17 protein-coding genes are annotated in these 19,094 nt (G+C 64.2%); 10 read left to right on the top strand and 7 right to left on the bottom strand.

Annotated features, from left to right (window positions below; translation table 11 throughout):
- Window positions 1–172 precede the first annotated feature (172 nt).
- From U0O11_RS15875 to U0O11_RS15850, 6 genes are all read left to right on the top strand, one after another.
- Window positions 173–529, top strand: coding sequence for a putative signal transducing protein (locus tag U0O11_RS15875; protein WP_279835858.1), 357 nt, complete (start codon window positions 173–175; stop codon window positions 527–529).
- Complete coding sequence (locus U0O11_RS15870) at window positions 526–1,032, top strand: acyl-CoA thioesterase (RefSeq protein ID WP_216060563.1); 507 nt, start codon at window positions 526–528, stop codon at window positions 1,030–1,032. Before U0O11_RS15875 ends, U0O11_RS15870 begins: the two co-directional genes overlap by 4 nt.
- Before the next feature lie 143 nt (window positions 1,033–1,175).
- Complete coding sequence (ald, locus tag U0O11_RS15865; protein ID WP_279835860.1) at window positions 1,176–2,297, top strand: alanine dehydrogenase; 1,122 nt, start codon at window positions 1,176–1,178, stop codon at window positions 2,295–2,297.
- A gap of 185 nt (window positions 2,298–2,482) precedes the next feature.
- Window positions 2,483–3,496: a tryptophan--tRNA ligase gene (locus tag U0O11_RS15860; protein WP_279835861.1), complete on the top strand. Its 1,014-nt coding sequence runs from the start codon at window positions 2,483–2,485 to the stop codon at window positions 3,494–3,496.
- A 250-nt stretch (window positions 3,497–3,746) separates the two neighbouring features.
- Entirely contained in the window at window positions 3,747–4,991 is a 1,245-nt protein-coding gene (locus U0O11_RS15855) for a YeeE/YedE family protein (protein ID WP_249330402.1), read from the top strand.
- A gap of 309 nt (window positions 4,992–5,300) precedes the next feature.
- Window positions 5,301–6,980: an NAD-dependent malic enzyme gene (locus U0O11_RS15850; protein WP_324690696.1), complete on the top strand. Its 1,680-nt coding sequence runs from the start codon at window positions 5,301–5,303 to the stop codon at window positions 6,978–6,980.
- 146 nt (window positions 6,981–7,126) lie between these two features.
- On the opposite strand, the gene acnA is transcribed toward U0O11_RS15850, so the two are convergent.
- Complete coding sequence (gene acnA / locus U0O11_RS15845) at window positions 7,127–9,886, bottom strand: aconitate hydratase AcnA (protein ID WP_215823533.1); 2,760 nt, start codon at window positions 9,884–9,886, stop codon at window positions 7,127–7,129.
- 377 nt (window positions 9,887–10,263) lie between these two features.
- Between acnA and U0O11_RS15840 the strand changes: the two genes are divergently transcribed.
- From U0O11_RS15840 to trxB, 3 genes are all read left to right on the top strand, one after another.
- Window positions 10,264–10,629 carry a CPXCG motif-containing cysteine-rich protein gene (locus U0O11_RS15840; RefSeq protein WP_153636610.1) on the top strand — a complete coding sequence of 122 codons (366 nt, stop codon included), beginning with the start codon at window positions 10,264–10,266 and terminating at the stop codon, window positions 10,627–10,629.
- Between the two features lie 279 nt (window positions 10,630–10,908).
- The gene (locus tag U0O11_RS15835; protein ID WP_043333044.1) at window positions 10,909–11,511 is read left to right on the top strand and encodes a peroxiredoxin; all 603 of its coding nucleotides are present in this window, start codon (window positions 10,909–10,911) and stop codon (window positions 11,509–11,511) included.
- Between the two features lie 469 nt (window positions 11,512–11,980).
- Window positions 11,981–12,937, top strand: coding sequence for a thioredoxin-disulfide reductase (gene trxB / locus U0O11_RS15830; RefSeq protein ID WP_043333042.1), 957 nt, complete (start codon window positions 11,981–11,983; stop codon window positions 12,935–12,937).
- 190 nt (window positions 12,938–13,127) lie between these two features.
- On the opposite strand, the gene U0O11_RS15825 is transcribed toward trxB, so the two are convergent.
- Window positions 13,128–13,379 (bottom strand): SlyX family protein, encoded by a 252-nt coding sequence (locus U0O11_RS15825; protein WP_279835865.1) that lies wholly within the window; start codon window positions 13,377–13,379, stop codon window positions 13,128–13,130.
- A gap of 584 nt (window positions 13,380–13,963) precedes the next feature.
- Between U0O11_RS15825 and U0O11_RS15820 the strand changes: the two genes are divergently transcribed.
- Entirely contained in the window at window positions 13,964–14,428 is a 465-nt protein-coding gene (locus U0O11_RS15820) for a cold-shock protein (RefSeq protein ID WP_043333039.1), read from the top strand.
- A 95-nt stretch (window positions 14,429–14,523) separates the two neighbouring features.
- On the opposite strand, the gene U0O11_RS15815 is transcribed toward U0O11_RS15820, so the two are convergent.
- The 5 genes from U0O11_RS15815 to dapC form a co-directional block, all read right to left on the bottom strand.
- Window positions 14,524–14,937: a hypothetical protein gene (locus U0O11_RS15815; protein ID WP_279835866.1), complete on the bottom strand. Its 414-nt coding sequence runs from the start codon at window positions 14,935–14,937 to the stop codon at window positions 14,524–14,526.
- Window positions 14,934–16,133, bottom strand: a complete 1,200-nt coding sequence (gene dapE, locus U0O11_RS15810) for a succinyl-diaminopimelate desuccinylase (protein ID WP_279835868.1) — start codon at window positions 16,131–16,133, stop codon at window positions 14,934–14,936. The genes U0O11_RS15815 and dapE overlap by 4 nt, the downstream gene beginning before the upstream one ends.
- A gap of 157 nt (window positions 16,134–16,290) precedes the next feature.
- Window positions 16,291–17,316, bottom strand: a complete 1,026-nt coding sequence (gene dapD / locus U0O11_RS15805; RefSeq protein WP_279835870.1) for a 2,3,4,5-tetrahydropyridine-2,6-dicarboxylate N-succinyltransferase — start codon at window positions 17,314–17,316, stop codon at window positions 16,291–16,293.
- Between the two features lie 40 nt (window positions 17,317–17,356).
- A complete protein-coding gene (locus U0O11_RS15800) occupies window positions 17,357–17,713 on the bottom strand; it encodes an ArsC family reductase (RefSeq protein WP_279835872.1) in 357 nt (118 codons plus the stop codon).
- 84 nt (window positions 17,714–17,797) lie between these two features.
- The gene (gene dapC / locus U0O11_RS15795; protein WP_279835874.1) at window positions 17,798–18,997 is read right to left on the bottom strand and encodes a succinyldiaminopimelate transaminase; all 1,200 of its coding nucleotides are present in this window, start codon (window positions 18,995–18,997) and stop codon (window positions 17,798–17,800) included.
- Window positions 18,998–19,094 lie beyond the last annotated feature (97 nt).

Here is a 19,094-nt window from a genome sequence, read left to right as displayed (position 1 = left end):
GACTGACGGCTGTGCCATCCGGCATCGACGACAACGCCGCCCTTCGGGGCGGCGTTGTCGTCTGTGGCTTGTGAGTCGTCTGTGGCTTGAGTGTCGGCTATGGCTTGTCTATCGACTGCGGCCCGCTTTTGGCTAATCGTCCATGGCTCATGGACTCTGATAGTCTGACGGCATGTATAGACGACTGACATCTCATCACAATCTCGTGCTGCTCGATCACTGGCGCAACCTGCTGGAAAGCGAGGGCATCCCCTGTGAGCTGCGCAATCGCCTGCTCGGTTCTGCCGCGGGTGAGTTGCCCGTGCTCGACTGCGAGCCCCAGCTGTGGGTGGCAGAGCATGACCTTCCACGTGCCCGCCGCCTGCTGGCGAGCATCGAGGCCGCGCCGGCCCTGCCGGCTTGGCAGTGTGCCTGTGGCGAACATCTCGAGGGCAGCTTCAGCGAGTGCTGGGCGTGTGGGGCAAGCGCGCCGCAGCAGCCCGCACCACAGGCGCGCCCGCGCGATGAGGACCCGGAGTTCGTGGCATGAGCAAAGGCACCCCGAAGGCGAGCGACGCACCGCCGTTGACGCAAGACTCCCCCGGTTGGGCGTTGCCACGGCCGTTCCTGTTGCCGATCAGCGTGAAGAAGAAGGCGCTGGATGGTTATGGTCACGTCAACAATGCCGAGTATGTGCGCTGGCTGGAGGACATCAGCTGGGCACACTCCGAAGCGTTGGGGCTTGGCCTGGCGCACTACCGTGAGCAGGACCGCGGCATGGCGGTCCACCGTCACGAGATCGACTATCTGGCCAGTGCGCGACTTGGCGATTCACTGATGCTGGCGACCTGGCTGGTGGATTGCGATGGTCGCCTGAGTCTGACGCGTCGCTTCCAGTTGCGCCGGTGCTCGGATGGCCAGACGCTGCTGGAGGCGCGCACGCGCTTTGTCTGCATCGAGCTCTCGAGTGGACGGGCCCGACGCATGCCCGGCGCCTATCGTGAATGCTATTCGGCGGCGCTGGTGAGTGAGGAAACTGCCAGTCAGCGATGATTCCTCGCATTCCACTGCATCATTGGCGTGTTTTGGTGAATCTTGCTGGTATCTGATTGGCGAGACGCTGACGAGTCTGCTGTGCTTGTAGCAGGCGTCGTGATGACGTCAGTGCATTCCGCCAGCAGTGCAAGGAGTTCACCATGCAGATTGCCGTGCCGAAGGAAATCAAGAACCACGAGTATCGCGTCGCCCTCACGCCTGCCGGTGTGCGCGAGCTGATCGCCCAGGGCCATGAGGTGATCGTCGAGTCTGGTGCCGGGGAGGGCAGTGGCTACCCCGATGCGCAATATCAGGGCGTGGGCGCGCGTCTCGAGTCGGACGTCGAGCGGGTCTTTCGCGACGCCGAGCTGATTCTCAAGGTCAAGGAACCGCAGCCGGCCGAGGTCGCGCGGCTCACTAGCGGCCAGACCCTGTTCACCTATCTGCATCTGGCCGCCGCTCGTGAGCTGACCGAGAGCCTGCTGGAGAGCGGCGTGACGGCCATCGCCTACGAGACCATCACGGATGCCGACGGGGGGCTGCCGCTGCTGGCGCCCATGAGTCGCGTCGCCGGGCGCATGGCGATCCAGGCCGGCGCGCACGCGCTGGAGAAGGCGCAGGGCGGCATGGGCGTGCTGTTGCCCGGCGTGCCCGGCGTGCCGCCGGCGCGGGTCACGGTGATCGGTGGTGGCGTAGTGGGGGAGAACGCGGCACGCATGGCGCTGGGGCTGGGCGCCGAGGTGGTGATTCTCGATACCTCACTGGCGCGCCTCGAGACGCTGGATCATCGCTATCAGGGCCAGATTCGTACCGTCTATTCGACCTCCGAGGCGCTGGAAGAAGCGGTGCGGCAATCGGCGTTGATCATCGGTGCCGTGCTGGTGCCCGGCGCGGCGGCTCCCAAGCTGATTCGCCGCGAGCATCTGCGCAAGATGACGCCGGGCGCCGTGCTGGTGGATGTCGCCATCGATCAGGGCGGTTGCTTCGAGACCAGTCAGGCGACCACTCACGCCGAGCCGACCTACGTGGTGGATGGCATCGTGCATTACTGCGTGGCCAACATGCCCGGCGCGGTGGCACGTACCTCGACCCAGGCGCTGACCAGCGCGACGCTGCCGTATATCGTGCGCCTCGCCAATGGCGGCTATCGTGAGGTGCTGAGCCGGGACAGCCACTTTGCCGCGGGCCTCAATGTGCACGCGGGGCAATTGATCCTGCCGGAAGTCGGCGAGGCCTTCGACATGCCGGTCACTGCACTCGCCGAGGCACTGGCGAAGGAGTGAGCCGGGCGCGCCGGCCCTTACGAAGGCTGCACGCCTCAGGGTAAGATGTGGGACATATAGCGACAGGTCATGGTGGCTGCGTTCGAGGACTTCGAGCGGCGCTGCCGCGACCTGTCGTGATCCATTGTGAGCGAGTGCAGCCCCGCGGCACGACCTCCCGACCCAGACGCCCAAGAAGTGCATCCATGACCAAGACCCGCGTTCTTACCGGCATCACGACCACCGGCACCCCTCATCTCGGCAACTATGTCGGCGCCATCAAGCCTGCCATCGAAGCCAGTCAGGACCCGACGGTCCAGTCCTTCTACTTCCTCGCCGACTTCCACGCCCTGATCAAGTGTCAGGACCCGAAGCGCGTGCAGGAGTCGCGTCGTGAGATCGCTGCCACCTGGCTGGCACTGGGTCTGGACACCGACAACGCCATCTTCTATCGCCAGTCGGACGTGCCGGAAATCCCGGAGTTGATGTGGCTGCTCAACTGCGTGTGCGCCAAGGGCTTGATGAACCGCGCGCATGCCTACAAGGGCGCCGTGGCCGAGAACGAAGAGAGCGGCATCGAGGATCTCGATCGCGGCATCAGCATGGGGCTGTTCAGCTATCCGGTGCTGATGGCGGCGGACATCCTGATGTTCAATGCGCACAAGGTGCCGGTGGGGCGTGACCAGATTCAGCATATCGAGATGGCGCGCGACATGGCCGGGCGCTTCAACCACCTCTTCAAGGGCAACTACTTCGCCATGCCCGAGGCGGTGACCGACGAGAAATCCCAGCTGCTGCTGGGCCTCGACGGGCGCAAGATGTCCAAGAGCTACAACAACACCATCCCGCTGTTCGGCACCGAGAAGCAGCTGCTCAAGAGCGTGCGCAAGATCAAGACCAACTCGCTGGAGCCGGGCGAGCCGAAGGACCCGGATACCTGTTCGCTGTTCCAGATCTATTCGGCCTTTGCCACCGAGGCGGAAGTCGCCACCATGCGTGAGCAGTACGCGGCCGGCATCGGCTGGGGCGACGCCAAGAACCAGCTGTTCGAATACCTGAATGATCACCTCAAGGCGCCGCGCGAGCGTTACGTCGAGCTGATGGAAGACCCGGCGCATGTCGAGGCGATCCTCAAGCGTGGCGCCGAGCGTGCCCGCGAAGAGGCCGCACCGATGATGGAGCGCCTGCGTCGCGCCGTCGGTCTGGGCAACTTCATCTAGGTCGCCCGTCCACGCTGCTCGATCGGCCCCCGTCATCTTCCCGGATGGCGGGGGTTTCTGTTACTGGCGCCATCGTTTCAGAGGGTGGCGTCATCGGGGCTGGCGGGCTGATGGCACCCAGGGCGTGATGTCAGGCATATATCTGCGGGGAATGAAAAGCGTGCTGGAAATTCATTCACAGCTATAAAGCGACGCGTTAGGCTTGCCGCATAAATGCTTCAAGCATGCTGAATACACAAGGGGGTACGACATGAGTCAACACGCGATGCCGGGCAAGGCCAGTGAGCCTGCCCAGCCATCTAGCACCATCAACCCTCGCGCCGTCTGGGCGGGTGGGCTGCTGGTCATTGCTTCAGTGCTGCTGGGCCTGGTCGCCGGCTGGCGCCAGGGTCTGCTGTTGCTGATCGGCGGCGCGCTGGGCGTGGTGCTCTACCACGCGGCCTTCGGCTTCACCTCCGCCTGGCGAGTGTTCATCACCGAGCGTCGTGGCCGCGGCCTGCGCGCGCAGATGCTGATGCTGGCGATTGCCGTGGTGCTGTTCTTCCCGGTACTGGCAGCAGGCAGTCTGTGGGGGCAGGACGTCTCCGGCTTCGTCTCGCCGCTGGGCACCTCCGTCGTGGTCGGCGCCTTCCTGTTCGGCCTCGGCATGCAGCTGGGCGGCGGTTGCGCCTCGGGCACGCTGTTCACCGTCGGCGGCGGCAATGCGCGCATGGTGATCACCCTGATCTTCTTTTGCGTCGGCTCAGTGATCGGCACCGCGCACTTCAGCTGGTGGCAGAGCCTGCCGTCACTGCCCGCCGTCTCGCTGGTGGACAGCTTCGGCGCGCTGGGCGGCATCATCGTCAGCCTGGCGCTGTTCGCCATCATAGTGCTGGTGACGCGCACGCTGGAGAAACGTCGTCACGGTGAGCTCGAGAAGGCCGCCGTGACCGACAGCCAGCCGCGCGGCCTGTCACGTTTCCTGCGCGGCCCCTGGCCGCTGCTGGCGGGCGCCGTGGCGCTGGCGCTGCTCAACTTCGCCACCCTGGCGCTGGCCGGGCGTCCGTGGGGTATCACCTCGGCCTTCGCGCTGTGGGGCACCAAGGTCTACACCACGCTGGGCTTCGATGTCAGTGACTGGGGTTACTGGCAGGCGGCAGGCAACGCCAAGGCACTGGCGGCGCCGCTCTACACGGACATCACCACGGTGATGAACATCGGCATCGTGGTGGGGGCGCTGGCGGCAGCGCTGCTGGCCGGCAAGTTCGCACCGAAGTGGAACATCCCGCTGCGCTCGCTGGTGGCTGCCGTGCTGGGTGGCCTGCTGCTGGGCTACGGCGCGCGCCTGGCCTTCGGCTGCAACATCGGCGCCTACTTCGGCGGCATCTCCTCCGGCAGCCTGCATGGCTGGCTGTGGCTGGTGATGGCCTTCGCCGGCAACATGCTGGGCGTGAAGCTGCGTCCCTTCTTCGCCCTTGCGCCGCGCAAGCCGGCATCGCGTGCCGATCTGGCCTGAGCCATACCCCGCACGTGACCGCGAACGCCTCGCTCCTTCCCCGTCAGGGGGGAGCGGGGCGTTTCTCGTCATGCAGTACCCTTGTCTGCGCAACGCACGCCGACCTTGCACAGGCTGCCGGAGATAGCACTGCGCGTGCTATCATCATGCCTTGTTCGCACGTGGAAACTGCACGTCGAAAGGTCCCTCGGACGCCCGGTTGCCAGCAGGTCTTCTGCGGTGCTTCAGCGGGCATGCTGCGCTTGTCTGCCGGCATGCCGGGAAGCTTGCCGAGCGTGAGGTCGTCCCCACTGATTCAAGAGTCTCGCCATGACGGATACTTCCAAGCGCGCCCTGTACGTTCCTTACGCCGGCCCGAGCCTGCTCGAGATGCCGCTGCTCAACAAGGGCAGCGCCTTCAGCCTCGAGGAGCGTGTCAGCTTCAATCTGATGGGCTTGCTGCCGCAGAATGTCGAGAGCATCGAAGAGCAGGTCGCGCGCGTCTACAGCCAGTATCAGCAGTGCGCCACCGACCTCGACAAGCACATCCTGTTGCGCTCGGTGCAGGACGACAACGAGACCCTGTTCTTCCGCGTGATCGAGGAACACCTCGAGGAGATGATGCCGATCATCTACACCCCGACCGTCGGTCAGGCGTGCGAGGAGTTCTCCAACATCTACCGCAACCACCGCGGCCTGTTCATCTCCTACCCGGACCGCGAGCACATGGATGACATCCTGCGTTCCGCGACCAAGGACAACGTCAAGGTCATCGTCGTCACCGATGGCGAGCGTATCCTGGGGCTGGGCGATCAGGGCATCGGCGGCATGGGCATCCCCATCGGCAAGCTGTCGCTGTACACCGCCTGTGGCGGCATCAGCCCGGCCTACACCCTGCCAATCTCGCTGGATCTGGGCACCAACAACCAGAAACTGCTCGACGACCCGCGCTACATGGGCTGGCGTCACGAGCGCGTCACCGGTGATGACTACAACGCCTTCGTGGCCGAGTTCATCACTGCCGTGAAGCGTCGCTGGCCGAAGGCCATGATCCAGTTCGAGGACTTCGCGCAGGCCAACGCCATGCCGCTGCTCGAGCGTTACCGCGATGAAGTCTGCTGCTTCAATGACGACATCCAGGGCACCGCCTCCGTGGTGGTCGCGACCCTGATGGCGGCCTGCAAGGCCAAGGGCGAGAAGCTCTCCGACCAGCGCGTCACCTTCCTGGGTGCCGGTAGCGCCGGCTGCGGTATCGCCGAGATGATCGTGGTGGCGATGGTCAAGGAAGGCATGGAGGAAGCCGAGGCCCGCAAGCGCGTCTTCATGGTCGATCGCTTCGGTCTGCTGACCAGCGACATGGAAGGTCTCTACGACTTCCAGAGCCGTCTGGCCCACGATATCGACAGCGTGGCCGACTTCGGTGACCGCGGTCTGCTGGATGTGGTCAGGGCTGCCAAGCCGAGCGTGCTGATCGGTGTGTCCGGCCAGCGTGGCCTGTTCAGCGAAGACGTGATCCGTGCCGTGCAGGCCGGTTGTGAGAGCCCGCTGGTGATGCCGCTGTCCAACCCGACCTCACGCGTCGAGGCGACGCCGGCGGAAGTCATCGAGTGGACCGACGGCAAGGCGCTGGTCGCCACCGGCAGCCCGTTCGCACCGGTCGAGCACAACGGCCACACCCACGCGATCGCCCAGTGCAACAACGCCTACATCTTCCCGGGCATCGGTCTGGGTGTGCTGGCGTCCAACGCCTCGCGCATCACCGACAACATGCTGATGGCCGCCGCCAATGCGCTGGCCAACAACGCCCCCATCGTCCTGAAGGGCGAGGGCGCGCTGCTGCCGTCACTGGGCGACATCCAGGACATCAGCCGTCAGATCGCCTTCGACGTGGCGCGTCAGGCCCAGACCGATGGCGTGGCGCTGACCTCCAGCGACGAGATCATCCAGGCCAATATCGAGAAGAACTTCTGGCAGCCGCGTTACCGCGCCTACCGTCGCAAGGCGTTCTGATCGCGCCTGCGCCTTCAGTGAGCGCATGAAGCAGATTGCATGAAACAGGTTGCATGAAACAGAGTGCGTAAATGAAGAAGCCCCCGCAGGCCATGCCTGCGGGGGCTTTTGTGTTGCAGTCAGCGCTGCGGTGAGCGGCTGGCGGGTTACAGCATGCCGCGCAGCACGTAGTGGAGGATGCCGCCGTGACGGTAGTACTCCAGCTCGTTGTCGGTATCGATGCGGCACAGCGCCTCGATCTTCTGCTCACCCTTGTCGCTCTTGAAGGTGACCTGGACCTTGCCGCCGGCCGTCAGGTCATTCAGGCCGCTGATGCTGATTTCCTCATCACCGGTCAGCCCCAGCGACTGGCGGCTCTCGCCTTGCGGGAACTGCAGGGGCACCACGCCCATGCCGATCAGGTTGGAGCGGTGGATACGCTCGTAGGACTCGGCGATCACCGCGCGTACGCCCAGCAGCAGGGTGCCCTTGGCGGCCCAGTCACGCGAGGAGCCAGTGCCGTACTCCTTGCCGGCGACCACCACCAGTGGCGTGCCTTCCTCGGCATACTTCATGGCGGCATCGTAGATGGCCATCTGCTCGCCGGACGGCACGTGGCGGGTCTCGCCGCCCTCGACGCCATCGAGCATCTCGTTGCGGATACGCACGTTGGCGAAGGTGCCGCGCATCATCACTTCGTGGTTGCCGCGACGCGAGCCGTAGGAGTTGAAGTCCTTGACCTCGACCCCGTTCTTCTTGAGGTAGCGACCCGCCGGGCTGTCCGGCTTGATGGCACCGGCCGGAGAGATGTGGTCGGTGGTCACCGAGTCGCCGAGCATCGCCAGCACGCGGGCATTCTCGACATCCTGAACGGCTTCCGGCTCGCGTTGCATGCCTTCGAAGAACGGCGGATGCTGGATGTAGGTGGAATCCTTCCACTCATACACTTCGGCTTGCGGCACGTCGATGGCCTGCCAGGTCTCGTCACCGTCGAAGACCTCGGCGTACTCCTTGCGATACATCTCGGTACGCACCTGCTCGACGGCCTCGGCGATCTCGGCCTGACTCGGCCAGATGTCCTTGAGGAAGACGTCATTGCCGTCGGTGTCCTTGCCCAGCGGCTCCTTGGAAAGATCGACCCGCACGGTGCCGGCGAGGGCATAGGCGACCACCAGGGGCGGCGACGCCAGCCAGTTGGTACGCACGTTGGGATGCACGCGACCCTCGAAGTTGCGGTTGCCCGACAGTACCGAGGCGACCGTCAGGTCACGCGTATTGATGGCGTCCTCGACCGGTTCCGGCAGCGGGCCGGAGTTGCCGATACAGGTGGTGCAGCCATAGCCGACCAGGTTGAAGCCCAGCTCGTTGAGGTCATCCTGCACGCCGGCAGTCGCCAGGTAGTCGGTGACGACCTTGGAGCCCGGCGCCAGTGAGGTCTTGACCCATGGCTTGCTGCTCAGGCCTTTCTCGCGTGCCTTGCGCGCCACCAGGCCTGCCGCCAGCATCACGCTGGGGTTGGAGGTGTTGGTGCAGGAGGTGATGGCGGCGATGACGACATCACCGTGATCGAGGCGGAAGGTCTCGCCATTCAGCTCGCTGTAATCGCCGTTCTTCACCTCGCTCTGCTTGTCGTAGCTCTGCTCGACATCGACGGCGGTCTGGCCACCTTCGGACAGCCACTTGCCGTCCTCGATGTCCGGCACTTCGCCCAGCTGATCGCCGAGGATCTTCTCGAAGGTCTGCTTGATGTCGGTGAGGGCGACGCGGTCCTGCGGGCGTTTGGGGCCGGCGAGGGAGGCGACGACCTCGGTCATGTCCAGCTCGAGCGTATCGGAGAAGACCGGCTCGTGGCCCGGCTCGCGCCACAGGCCCTGCTCCTTGGCATAGGCCTCGACCAGCGCGACCTGCTCATCGGAGCGACCGGACAGACGCATGTAGTTGAGCGTCTCGTCATCCAGCGGGAAGAAGCCACAGGTAGCACCATACTCCGGCGCCATGTTGGCGATGGTCGCGCGGTCGGCCAGCGGCAGGTCATCCAGGCCATCACCGTAGAACTCGACAAACTTGCCGACCACGCCACGGCTTCTCAGCATCTGGGTGACGGTCAGTACCAGGTCAGTCGCGGTGATGCCTTCGTTGAGCTTGCCGGTCAGCTTGAAGCCGACCACTTCCGGAATCAGCATCGAGACCGGCTGGCCGAGCATCGCGGCTTCTGCCTCGATACCGCCGACACCCCAGCCCAGCACGCCGAGGCCATTGATCATGGTGGTGTGGGAGTCGGTGCCGACCAGGGTGTCGGGGTAGGCGAAGGTCTTGCCATCTTCCTCGCGGGTGAAGACGGCGCGGCCCAGATATTCCAGGTTCACCTGGTGACAGATACCGGTGCCCGGCGGGACGACGGAGAAGTTGTCGAAGGCCTGCTGGCCCCAGCGCAGGAACTCGTAACGCTCGCGGTTACGCTCCATCTCGATGCGCACGTTGTCCTTGAAGGCGCTCGGATCGCCGTAGTGGTCCACCATCACCGAGTGGTCGATGACCAGGTCCACTGGAGTCAGCGGATTGACCTTCTCGGGGTCGGCGCCGAGCTTCTTGACGGCGTCACGCATGGAGGCCAGGTCGACCACACCGGGCACACCGGTGAAATCCTGCATCAGCACGCGCGCCGGACGATAGCCGATCTCGTGGGTGCTGGAGGCGGTCTTCTGCCAGTCGGCCAGCGCCTTGATGTCTTCCTTGGTCGCGGTTTCACCGTCCTCGAAGCGCAGCTGATTCTCCAGCAGCACCTTGAGCGTGAAGGGCAGTCGCGTCAGGTCGCCAAGCGTGTCGGCCGCCTTCTTGAGCGAGTAGTAGTGATAGCGCTTGTCTCCGACTTCCAGCTCGGAGAGGGTGTCAAGCGAATCCAGTGACTGAGAGCGCTGGGAACCCATGATTCTCCTCCTTGTCGTTGTCTTCACCGGCCAGACTGCTGAAGTGTCATCCAACAGGCGCGTCAGGTGCCTCGGCCGGATGCGACGCGTCGCGAGAGCGACTGCCAGGTCGCGGATGGTTGCCTATATAAGGCTATGGTCATCATGTGACAGGAATTCAAGCGCGCACCGTCATCGAGGATAGTGTGAAGCAAGGAACCCTGCGTCGCGTTCGCTGCCATAGAGATTGCCGCCACGACTCTCGCGCGGCGTGAATGCGGCCTCTAAGGTATCCGGGACAGGGGTATCCGAAACGGTGACATCCAAGACGGTGGCACCCCAGACGGTGCCACTCGCAACGTCCGTCGCGTTCACCATCAGGCACAACGGAGGCTGTCATGAACGAACAAGGGCGCAGGCCGAGCGAATCCGGCGAGCTGCCGGAAGATGATGAGGTTCTGGATGCGGCGGTCGAGCAGTGGCTGGCGGAGCATTCCTCGGGCCAGTCCGATGAATGGCCGGGCCATGAGTTGCTGGAAGACAAGCAGGAAGGAGTGGTCAATGAGGCGCTGCATGAGGCGGAAATCAACTGCCCCTACTGCGACACGCCCTTCACGGTGTTCCTGGATCTGGACGAGGGCAGTCTGACCAACATCATCGACTGCGAGCGTTGCTGTCAGCCGATCCAGGTGCGCCAGCAGGTCGACCCGGTCAGTGGTGAGCTCGAAGGTCTGGATATCGGCCAGGATGACGACGTGCTGTGACGGCATCTCACCTGCGCTGCACGCTGGCGCCGGCAGGCGTCAGTGGCGCAAAGTGACAGGCTTGCAGGAGCAGGGCGCGGCAGATGCTGTATTCTGCAGCCAAGGTCACTTATGATCCCGACACCCGCTGTTGGCGTCATCGAGCTGCCATAGGCAATCTCTATGGTGGTGATTGCAGCAAACATTTGGCATCTGCCACACGTGGCGATTAGTCTGTGTGGCGATTCATCACAAAGGCGGCCCGCTGCCTTTATCATCATTATTCCTCAGGAGATCACCATGAGCGTATTGGTCGGACGTCAGGCCCCGGATTTCGAAGCCGCAGCAGTGCTGGGCGACGGTACCATCGTCGACAACTACAAGCTGTCTGATTCCAACGGCAAGCTGCGCGTGCTGTTCTTCTGGCCGCTGGACTTCACCTTCGTTTGCCCGTCTGAAATCATCGCCCACGACAACCGTCTGGCGAAGTTCAAGGAACTCGGCGTCGAAGTCATCGGTGTGTCCATCGATTCCCAGTTCACTCACCACGCATGGCGCAAGACCTCTCCGGACGCTGGCGGCATCGGTGAAGTCGGCTTCCCGATCGTGGCTGACGTCAAGCATGAAGTCACCCAGGCATACGGCATCGAGCATCCGGAAGCTGGCGTCGCTCTGCGCGCTTCCTTCCTGATCGACGAAGACGGTGTCGTTCAGCACCAGGTCGTCAACAACCTGCCGCTGGGTCGTAACGTCGACGAGATGGTCCGCATGGTCAAGGCTCTGCAGTTCCACCAGACCAACGGCGAAGTCTGCCCGGCAGGCTGGGAAGAAGGTCAGGAAGGTATGAAGGACACCGCTGAAGGTGTTGCCAAGTACCTGGCAGGCCACTCCAGCAGCCTGTAAGTCGCTGCCTGGACGAGATCAGCTCACGCGCTCGCGCTGACTGATCCCGCGACTGCCTTTCGAACCTTCGGTAATGAGTGTCTCGAGAGGTAGGCGAACCGGAAGCCGTCGCCCCTGGCGGCGGCTTCCGCGCATCTGGGCAATGCCATCCTGCGGGGGCGTGCTTGAGCATAAGCTTCTGCGATGCCGGTCTGAGTCCGGTGCTGAAAGCTGGCGGCGTCTGCGCTACTCTGCGCAGTCCTTGTTCGCCTCAACCAGCCCGGCGAGCCAGTCAGCTAGCGATTACAAGTGCTTCCAGCGGGAAGCCTGCGCGGGCGCCAGCCGGCCCGGATCATCACGCCGTGTCCTGAACCATGCCGATCGCATGCGCCGTCTGCAGCGCTGTCGGTATCGTTCAGTACATTGATCGCCAGCAGCCGCCATTGCTGCTGGTGAAATCCTCCGCCTTCATCTGTCACTGAGGTCATCCATGAGCAATGTCCGTCACGAACGTCTGATCATTCTCGGTTCCGGCCCGGCGGGTTACACCGCTGCCGTCTACGCTGCACGTGCCAATCTCAAGCCGCTCCTGATCACCGGCATGCAGATGGGGGGTCAGCTGACCACCACTACTGACGTCGACAACTGGCCCGGCGACGATGCTGGCGTGCAGGGACCGGAGCTGATGGAGCGCATGCGCCGTCACGCCGAGCGCTTCGAGACCGAAGTCCTGTTCGACCACATCAACGAAGTGACCCTCGGCGAGCGTCCGTTCCTGCTCAAGGGTGACAACGGCAGCTACAGCTGTGACGCCCTGATCATCGCCACCGGCGCCAGCGCGCAGTATCTGGGCCTGCCGAGTGAGCAGCAGTTCATGGGCCAGGGCGTCTCGGCCTGTGCGACCTGCGATGGCTTCTTCTATCGCAATCAGGAAGTCGTGGTGGTCGGTGGTGGCAACACCGCTGTCGAGGAAGCGCTGTACCTGTCCAACATCGCCTCCAAGGTCACGCTGGTGCATCGCCGCGACAGCCTGCGCGCCGAGAAGATCCTGCAGGACAAGCTGTTCGACAAGGTCGAGAACGGCAACATGGCGGTCGAATGGCACCACACTCTTGACGAAGTGCTGGGCGACAACTCCGGTGTCACCGGCGTGCGTCTGCGTCATGTCGAGAGCGGTGCCACCAAGGAATTGAGCTCGATGGGCGTGTTCATCGCCATCGGCCACCGTCCGAATACCAGCCTGTTCGAAGGCCAGCTCGACATGCAGGGCGGCTATCTCAAGGTCCAGTCTGGCCTGGAAGGCAATGCCACCCAGACCAGCATCCCCGGCGTCTATGCCTGTGGCGATGTGATGGACCACGTCTACCGTCAGGCGATCACCTCTGCCGGTACCGGCTGCATGGCGGCGCTGGATGCCGAGCGTTACCTGGATGGCCTCATCGCCTGAGATCGCCCTGTCCATTTCGACACGATCCATGTCGACACGATCTGTGTCGAGAGTGTCTGATTCGGCACTGCCTGATTCGAGAAAGTCTGATTCAGCACTGCCCGACCGGCCCCGCAGCCTCGCTGCGGGGCCGGTCTGCGTTCAAGGCCCTGCCAGGTCTGCGCCGGGAGAGCTGAGTGCTGCTGACAGCTCAGTAATGGGGCGGCAGCTCGTCGTGTGGCTGCGCACTGAAAGGTGCTGTCGAGTCTGCATCGCCTTGTTGTTCGCGCAGGGTGCGTAGCTGGCTGGCCATCAGCGCGGTGAGGCGCTCGAGTGTCTCTATCTGGCGCTGCTGGGTGATGACGGTGCGATCGAGGGTCTCGAGCCAGTCATCCTGATGCGCGAGGCGCGATTCCAGTGCTTCCAGTCGGGCTTCCAGGCTGGGATCAGTCGAGGTTGTCATGCATCCGGGCTCCAGAGGGTGAGGGAATGGTCCGCGTGGGCAGTGGGGGAGGAGGGTCAGGCAGCCGCCGTTGGATGACGACTCATGCCACGATTTCTGAGCGATGGCACGCCGAATCGTTGCTGCGGTCGTTGCCTGGATCGTTGTCGAATTACCGCAAAGTGTTGAAGGATTGTCACTGAGTTGCCTCAGACGCATCAGGAAGAGGCGTGATAGACTGTTGACAGTGCGATTGACTTATTTTTCGTATATCGCACCCATTGACGGCCTTCGATTGCCTGCGCTTCGCGCGTCATTGACAGGGCCGGTTCCATCGACTGATGTGGAGTTACCTGCATCACGAGCCACGACGTCACCAGAGCGATGCACAGGCATCTTCGCGTGTATCAGTGATGGTGGCGGGCACCGCCGTGAGGCGCTGCATTCAGGCAGTTTCCCGACTGACGATAGCTGCTGTAACCCTGTCGTGCGGTCAGGCGCTGTCCATTGCGATCAAGGGCAGAACATTCTGATAGGGATCATCCGAAGCACTCATTTCTGCCCTCGCGTTACACCTCCACCCATTACCTAGAGAGTTTATCTTGATGAGTTCCAAGACGTTCTTCCGTTGTTTCATCATCAGCCTGCTGCTGGCACTGCCGGCACCGTTGCTGATTGCTGTCTTCATCACCCTGACCGGCGGCCAGCTGGCCGACACCCTGAGCCAGGCGCTTAGCGTCGAGGGCTTCGAGCTGGCGTACGCGGCTGCCGTCGCGGCCGTGTTCATCCTGCTGTTGATCGCGACGCTTGCCATTCCGGTGCTGTCTCCGCGCTCAGCGGTACTGGCTGAAGTCGAGGACGACGATCGTGAGATCGGCGAGGTCAAGTGGTTCAACGTCAACAAGGGCTACGGTTTCGTGACCCGTGAAAGTGGTGAAGATGTCTTCGTTCACTTCCGTGCCATTCGTGGCAAGGGCCATCGTACCTTGGCCGAAGGACAGAAAGTGCGTTACCACGTCATCAGCAATGAGCGTGGCCTGCAGGCGGATGACGTGACGGTCATCACCTGATCGCTGACTCGCTCAGTGAAAGACGACAACGCCCCGCAGGCTAGCCTGCGGGGCGTTGTCGTTTCATGGACTTGTCACCAGAAGAGGCGGGTCACTCAGCCCTTGTCCGGCCAGGTGAAGGCCTCTTCGCTGCCGTCGGCCATGACGCGGAAGAAGCGGTCCGGCTCATCACCGGGCTGCCAGCTGCCCAGCGAGCAGCGCGTCTCGACCTGCAGGGCCCTGGCGGCGGCGCGTGCGCAGTCGACATCGCGCGCCCAGGGGGTACTGGCGCTGTCGAACCACAGGCTGGCGAAGCCATCGGCGACCTTCTCGACCACCAGTACCGCGATCTCGGCGCCATCACGCGTGAGGCGCGTACGGTGTTGCAGCTTGCCGGCCGGCTGGAAGACGGCGACCTGACCGAACTGCTCGCCCAGCCAGGCGCCCAGTGCTTCCAGGCTCAAGGGCTTGAGGTAGATCTCGATGTCCGGGTACTGCTCATCGGCGTCATTGTGCGGGGTGTCGCTCATGCCGTGGCCTCTTGGGTCGCGGGGACAAACAGGTATTCCAGGATGTGCTCGTAGGCGCTGGATAGTCGGTCCAGATCGCTGGCCATGACGCGTTCATCGATCTTGTGGATGGTCGCGTTGACCGGCCCCAGCTCGACGACCTGAGTGCCGAGCTTGGCGATGAAGCGACCATCGGAGGTGCCGCCTGAGGTGGACAGCACCGGCTTGCGTCCCAGCGCGCGTTCCACGCCGTGCACGGCGGCATCGACCAGCGCGCCCTCCGGCGTCAGGAAGGGCTCGCCGCTCAGGTTCCACTCGATCTCGACGTCCAGACCGTGCTTCTCGAGGATCTCATAGGTGCGACGCTTGAGGTCATCGGCGGTCAGCTCGGTGGAATAGCGGAAGTTGAAGACCACTTCCAGCTCGCCGGGGATGACGTTGGTCGCGCCGGTACCGCCACGGATGTTGGAGATCTGGAAGCTGGTCGCCGGGAAGAAGTCGTTGCCGTTGTCCCAATGCTCGGCAGCCAGGGCGGCCAGCGCCGGGGCGGCATCGTGGATCGGGTTGCGCGCCAGATGCGGGTAGGCCACATGGCCCTGGATGCCCTTGACGTGCATGACCGCACCCAGCGAGCCGCGACGGCCATTCTTGATCACGTCACCGGCGTAGTCGGTGGAGGACGGCTCGCCGACGATGCAGTAGTCGAGGCGCTCGTGATGCTCGCGCAGATACTCGACCACCGCACGGGTGCCGTGAACCGCCGGGCCTTCCTCGTCGGAGGTGATCAAGAAGGCGATGCGGCCTTCGTGGTCGGGGTTGGCGGTCACGAAGCGCTCGGTGGCGGTCAGCATCGCGGCCAGCGAACCCTTCATGTCGGCGGCGCCACGGCCACACAGGAAGCCGGCATCATCGATGCACGGCGAGAACGGCGGATACTGCCAGTTGGCTTCCGGGCCCGTCGGCACGACATCGGTGTGACCGGCGAAGGCCAGCACCGGACCATGATGGCCGCGCACCGCCCAGAAGTTGTCGACATCGCCGAAGGGCAGCCGCGTGATGGTGAAGCCCAGCGCCTCGAGGCGTTCGATCATCAGGGTCTGGCAGTCCAGGTCGTCCGGCGTGACCGAGGGGCGTGAGATGAGATCGAAGGCCAGCTCCAGCGTCGGAGACAGATCGGCGGGGCGTGGCGGAAGCGGTGCGTTTGAATCAGTCATCATGGGCCATCGCTGCAGGCGTCATCGCGAGGAGCGACAGCGCGAAATTCGGGGGAGAGACGAAGTGTCTTCACGCCGGCTCGGGCACTGCTGCCCGAGCCGGGAAATGCCACGACGGCCTGCCAGAGGTGCAGCCCCTGACAGGCCGTCGTCACACGCCTCAGTTGTGGGCGTGCAGGGCATCGTTGAGCGCGATGGCGCTCTTGTTGGTGCGGCACTCGACACGGCCGGTGACGGAGTTGCGACGCAGCAGCAGGTCGTCCTGGCTCGCCAGCTCACGGGCCGCGACCGTCTCGACTTCCTGGCCTTCGTTGTCGAAGACCATGACCTTGGTGCCGGCGGTGATGTAGAGGCCAGCTTCCACGGTGCAGCGATCGCCCAGCGGGATGCCGATACCGGCATTGGCGCCGATCAGGCAGCCTTCGCCGACCTTGATGACGATGTTGCCGCCACCGGACAGGGTGCCCATGGTGGAGCAACCGCCGCCCAGATCAGAGCCCTTGCCGACGAAGACGCCCGCAGAGATGCGGCCTTCGATCATGCCCGGGCCTTCGGTACCGGCATTGAAGTTGCAGAAGCCTTCGTGCATCACGGTGGTGCCTTCGCCCAGGTAGGCGCCCAGGCGCACACGCGCGGTGTCGGCGATACGAATGCCGGTCGGCACCACGTAGTCGGTCATCTTCGGGAACTTGTCGACGCAGTCCACGGACAGGGTGCGACCTTCCAGGCGGGCCTTGAGGCGACGCGCCGGCAGCTCCTCGATGTCGATGGCGCCTTCGCTGGTCCAGGCGACATTCTTGAGCAGACCGAACATGCCGGTCAGGTCGATGCCGTGCGGACGCACCATGCGGTGAGACAGCAGGTGCAGCTTGAGGTAGACCTCCGGCACGCTCTGCGGGGCGTCGTCTTCCTCGATGAACATGGCGACCAGCGGGCGCTGGCTGGCGGCCAGGCTCTCGGCCAGTTCGGCCTGGGCGCTGTCACCGGCGTCGCGCAGGGCGCTGGCCAGGGCGGCGCAGTGTTCCGGCAGGAAGCTGGTGGCGGTGGTGCCAGCCGGTGCGTCCAGTGCCTTGCGAGCGGCGTCAGCAACGGCAGCGGTCGGCTTGAACAGCGGGGCAGGATAGTAGACTTCCAGCCAGTCGCCGGTGGTGTTCTGGGTGCCGATTCCGAGGGCAAGGCTCAACATCGTGTCAATCTCCGGGGTGTCCAGTGGTGTAAGGGGTAACTCAGTCCTGCGGTTCGTAGACCGCCTTGTCATAGCCGATCACCAGATCCATCTCATTGTCGGTGGGATGACGCTCGAGAATGGGACGCTTGATCAGGGTCGGGTGCTCCAGCATCAATGCGCGTGCCGAATTGGCATCGAGGCTGTCACGCTGTTCATCGCTCAGGTTGCGCCAGCTGGTGCTGCGCTTGTTGAGCAGGCTGCTCCAGGCGGTCTGCTCCAGCCAGGATTCCAGCAGGCTGGCGGAGAGGCCATCCTCACGCAGGTCATGCCAGCGATAGGGCACGCCACGGTCGTCGAGGGCGCGGCGCGCCTTGCGGCAGGTATCACAGGTCTTGATGCCGTAGAGCACGTGCATGGCGGTCTCCTTGAGCCAATCCGCCCCGCCGGGCGAGGCTGTCATCCAGTGTTGGGCTGCTGTCAGCCCGTGCAGGCCTGGCGCTCAGCGCAGGCGTTCAACGAAGCGACGCAGGCGCTGGGCGGCTTCGACGGTCTGTTCCAGTTCGGCCACCAGCGCCAGACGAATGCGTCCGGCACCCGGATTCACGCCGTCCACCTCGCGCGCCATGTAGCTTGCCGGCAGCACGCCGACCGCCTCTTCGCGCAGCAGTTCGCGGGTGAAGGCGGCGTCGTCACCGCCGGGCACGGCGGGATACAGGTAGAAGCTGGCTTCCGGGGTCGGGAAGTCCATCACCGGTGCGAGGATTTCGGTTACGGCGGCAAACTTCTCGCGGTAGGCATCGCGATTGGCCAGCACGTGGGCTTCATCATTCCAGGCGGCGATGGAGGCGTGCTGGTGATGCAGCGGCATCGCGCAGCCGTGATAGGTGCGGTAGTGACGGAAGCGACGGATCACCTCGCCATCGCCGGCCACGAAGCCGGAGCGCAGGCCCGGCAGGTTGGAGCGCTTGGACAGCGAGTGGAAGACCACACAGCGCGCGTAGTCATCGCGGCCCATGGCGGCACAGGCCTGCAGCAGTCCCGGCGGCGGCGTGGACTCGTCGAGATAGAGCTCCGAGTAGCACTCATCGGAGGCGATCAGGAAGTCGTGCTCGTCGGCGAGGCGAATCAGCTGCTGGAAGTCCTCCAGCGGTGTCACGGCGCCGGTGGGATTCCCCGGCGAGCAGATGAAGACGATCTGGGTATCACGCCACACCTCGGCCGGCACCGCCGCGTAGTCGGGGCGGAAGCCATTCTCGGCGGGGCAGGGCAGGTAGGTGACCTCACCGCCGGCCAGCAGCGTCGCGCCTTCGTAGATCTGATAGAAGGGGTTCGGCACCAGTACGCGCGCCGGACGCGTGCTGTCCAGCGAGGCCTGGATGAAGGCGAACAGTGCCTCGCGGGTGCCGGTGACCGGCAGGACCTGCTGGTCGATATCCGGCGTGGCGTTGAGCGAGAAGCGCTTCGCGAGCCAGTCGGCGATCGCCTGGCGCAATTCCCCCAGACCGCCGGTGGCGGGGTACTTGGCCACGCCCATGATGTGCTCGCGCAGGGTGTCGAGCACGAACTCGGGCGGCGCGTGACGCGGCTCGCCGATGGTCAGTGCAATCGGGTCCAGGGCGGGATTGGGCACGACGCCCTCGCGCAGCTTGGCCAGGGTTTCAAACGGGTAGGGCTTGAGCTGGTCGAGATCCGGGTTCATGCACGTTCCATGGGTGATGGCCGTGGCAGCCAGGCTGCCGGCCGAGCAGGGAGGAAGGCGTCCGCGAGTCACCGGACTGCCATGCAGGTCGACTCGC

This window comes from Cobetia sp. D5 (assembly GCF_035666195.1).
GTDB classification, from domain to species: Bacteria; Pseudomonadota; Gammaproteobacteria; order Pseudomonadales; family Halomonadaceae; genus Cobetia; species Cobetia amphilecti.
The sequence above is the reverse complement of the archived record's forward strand: the minus strand, read 5'-3'. Positions and strand labels throughout refer to the sequence as shown.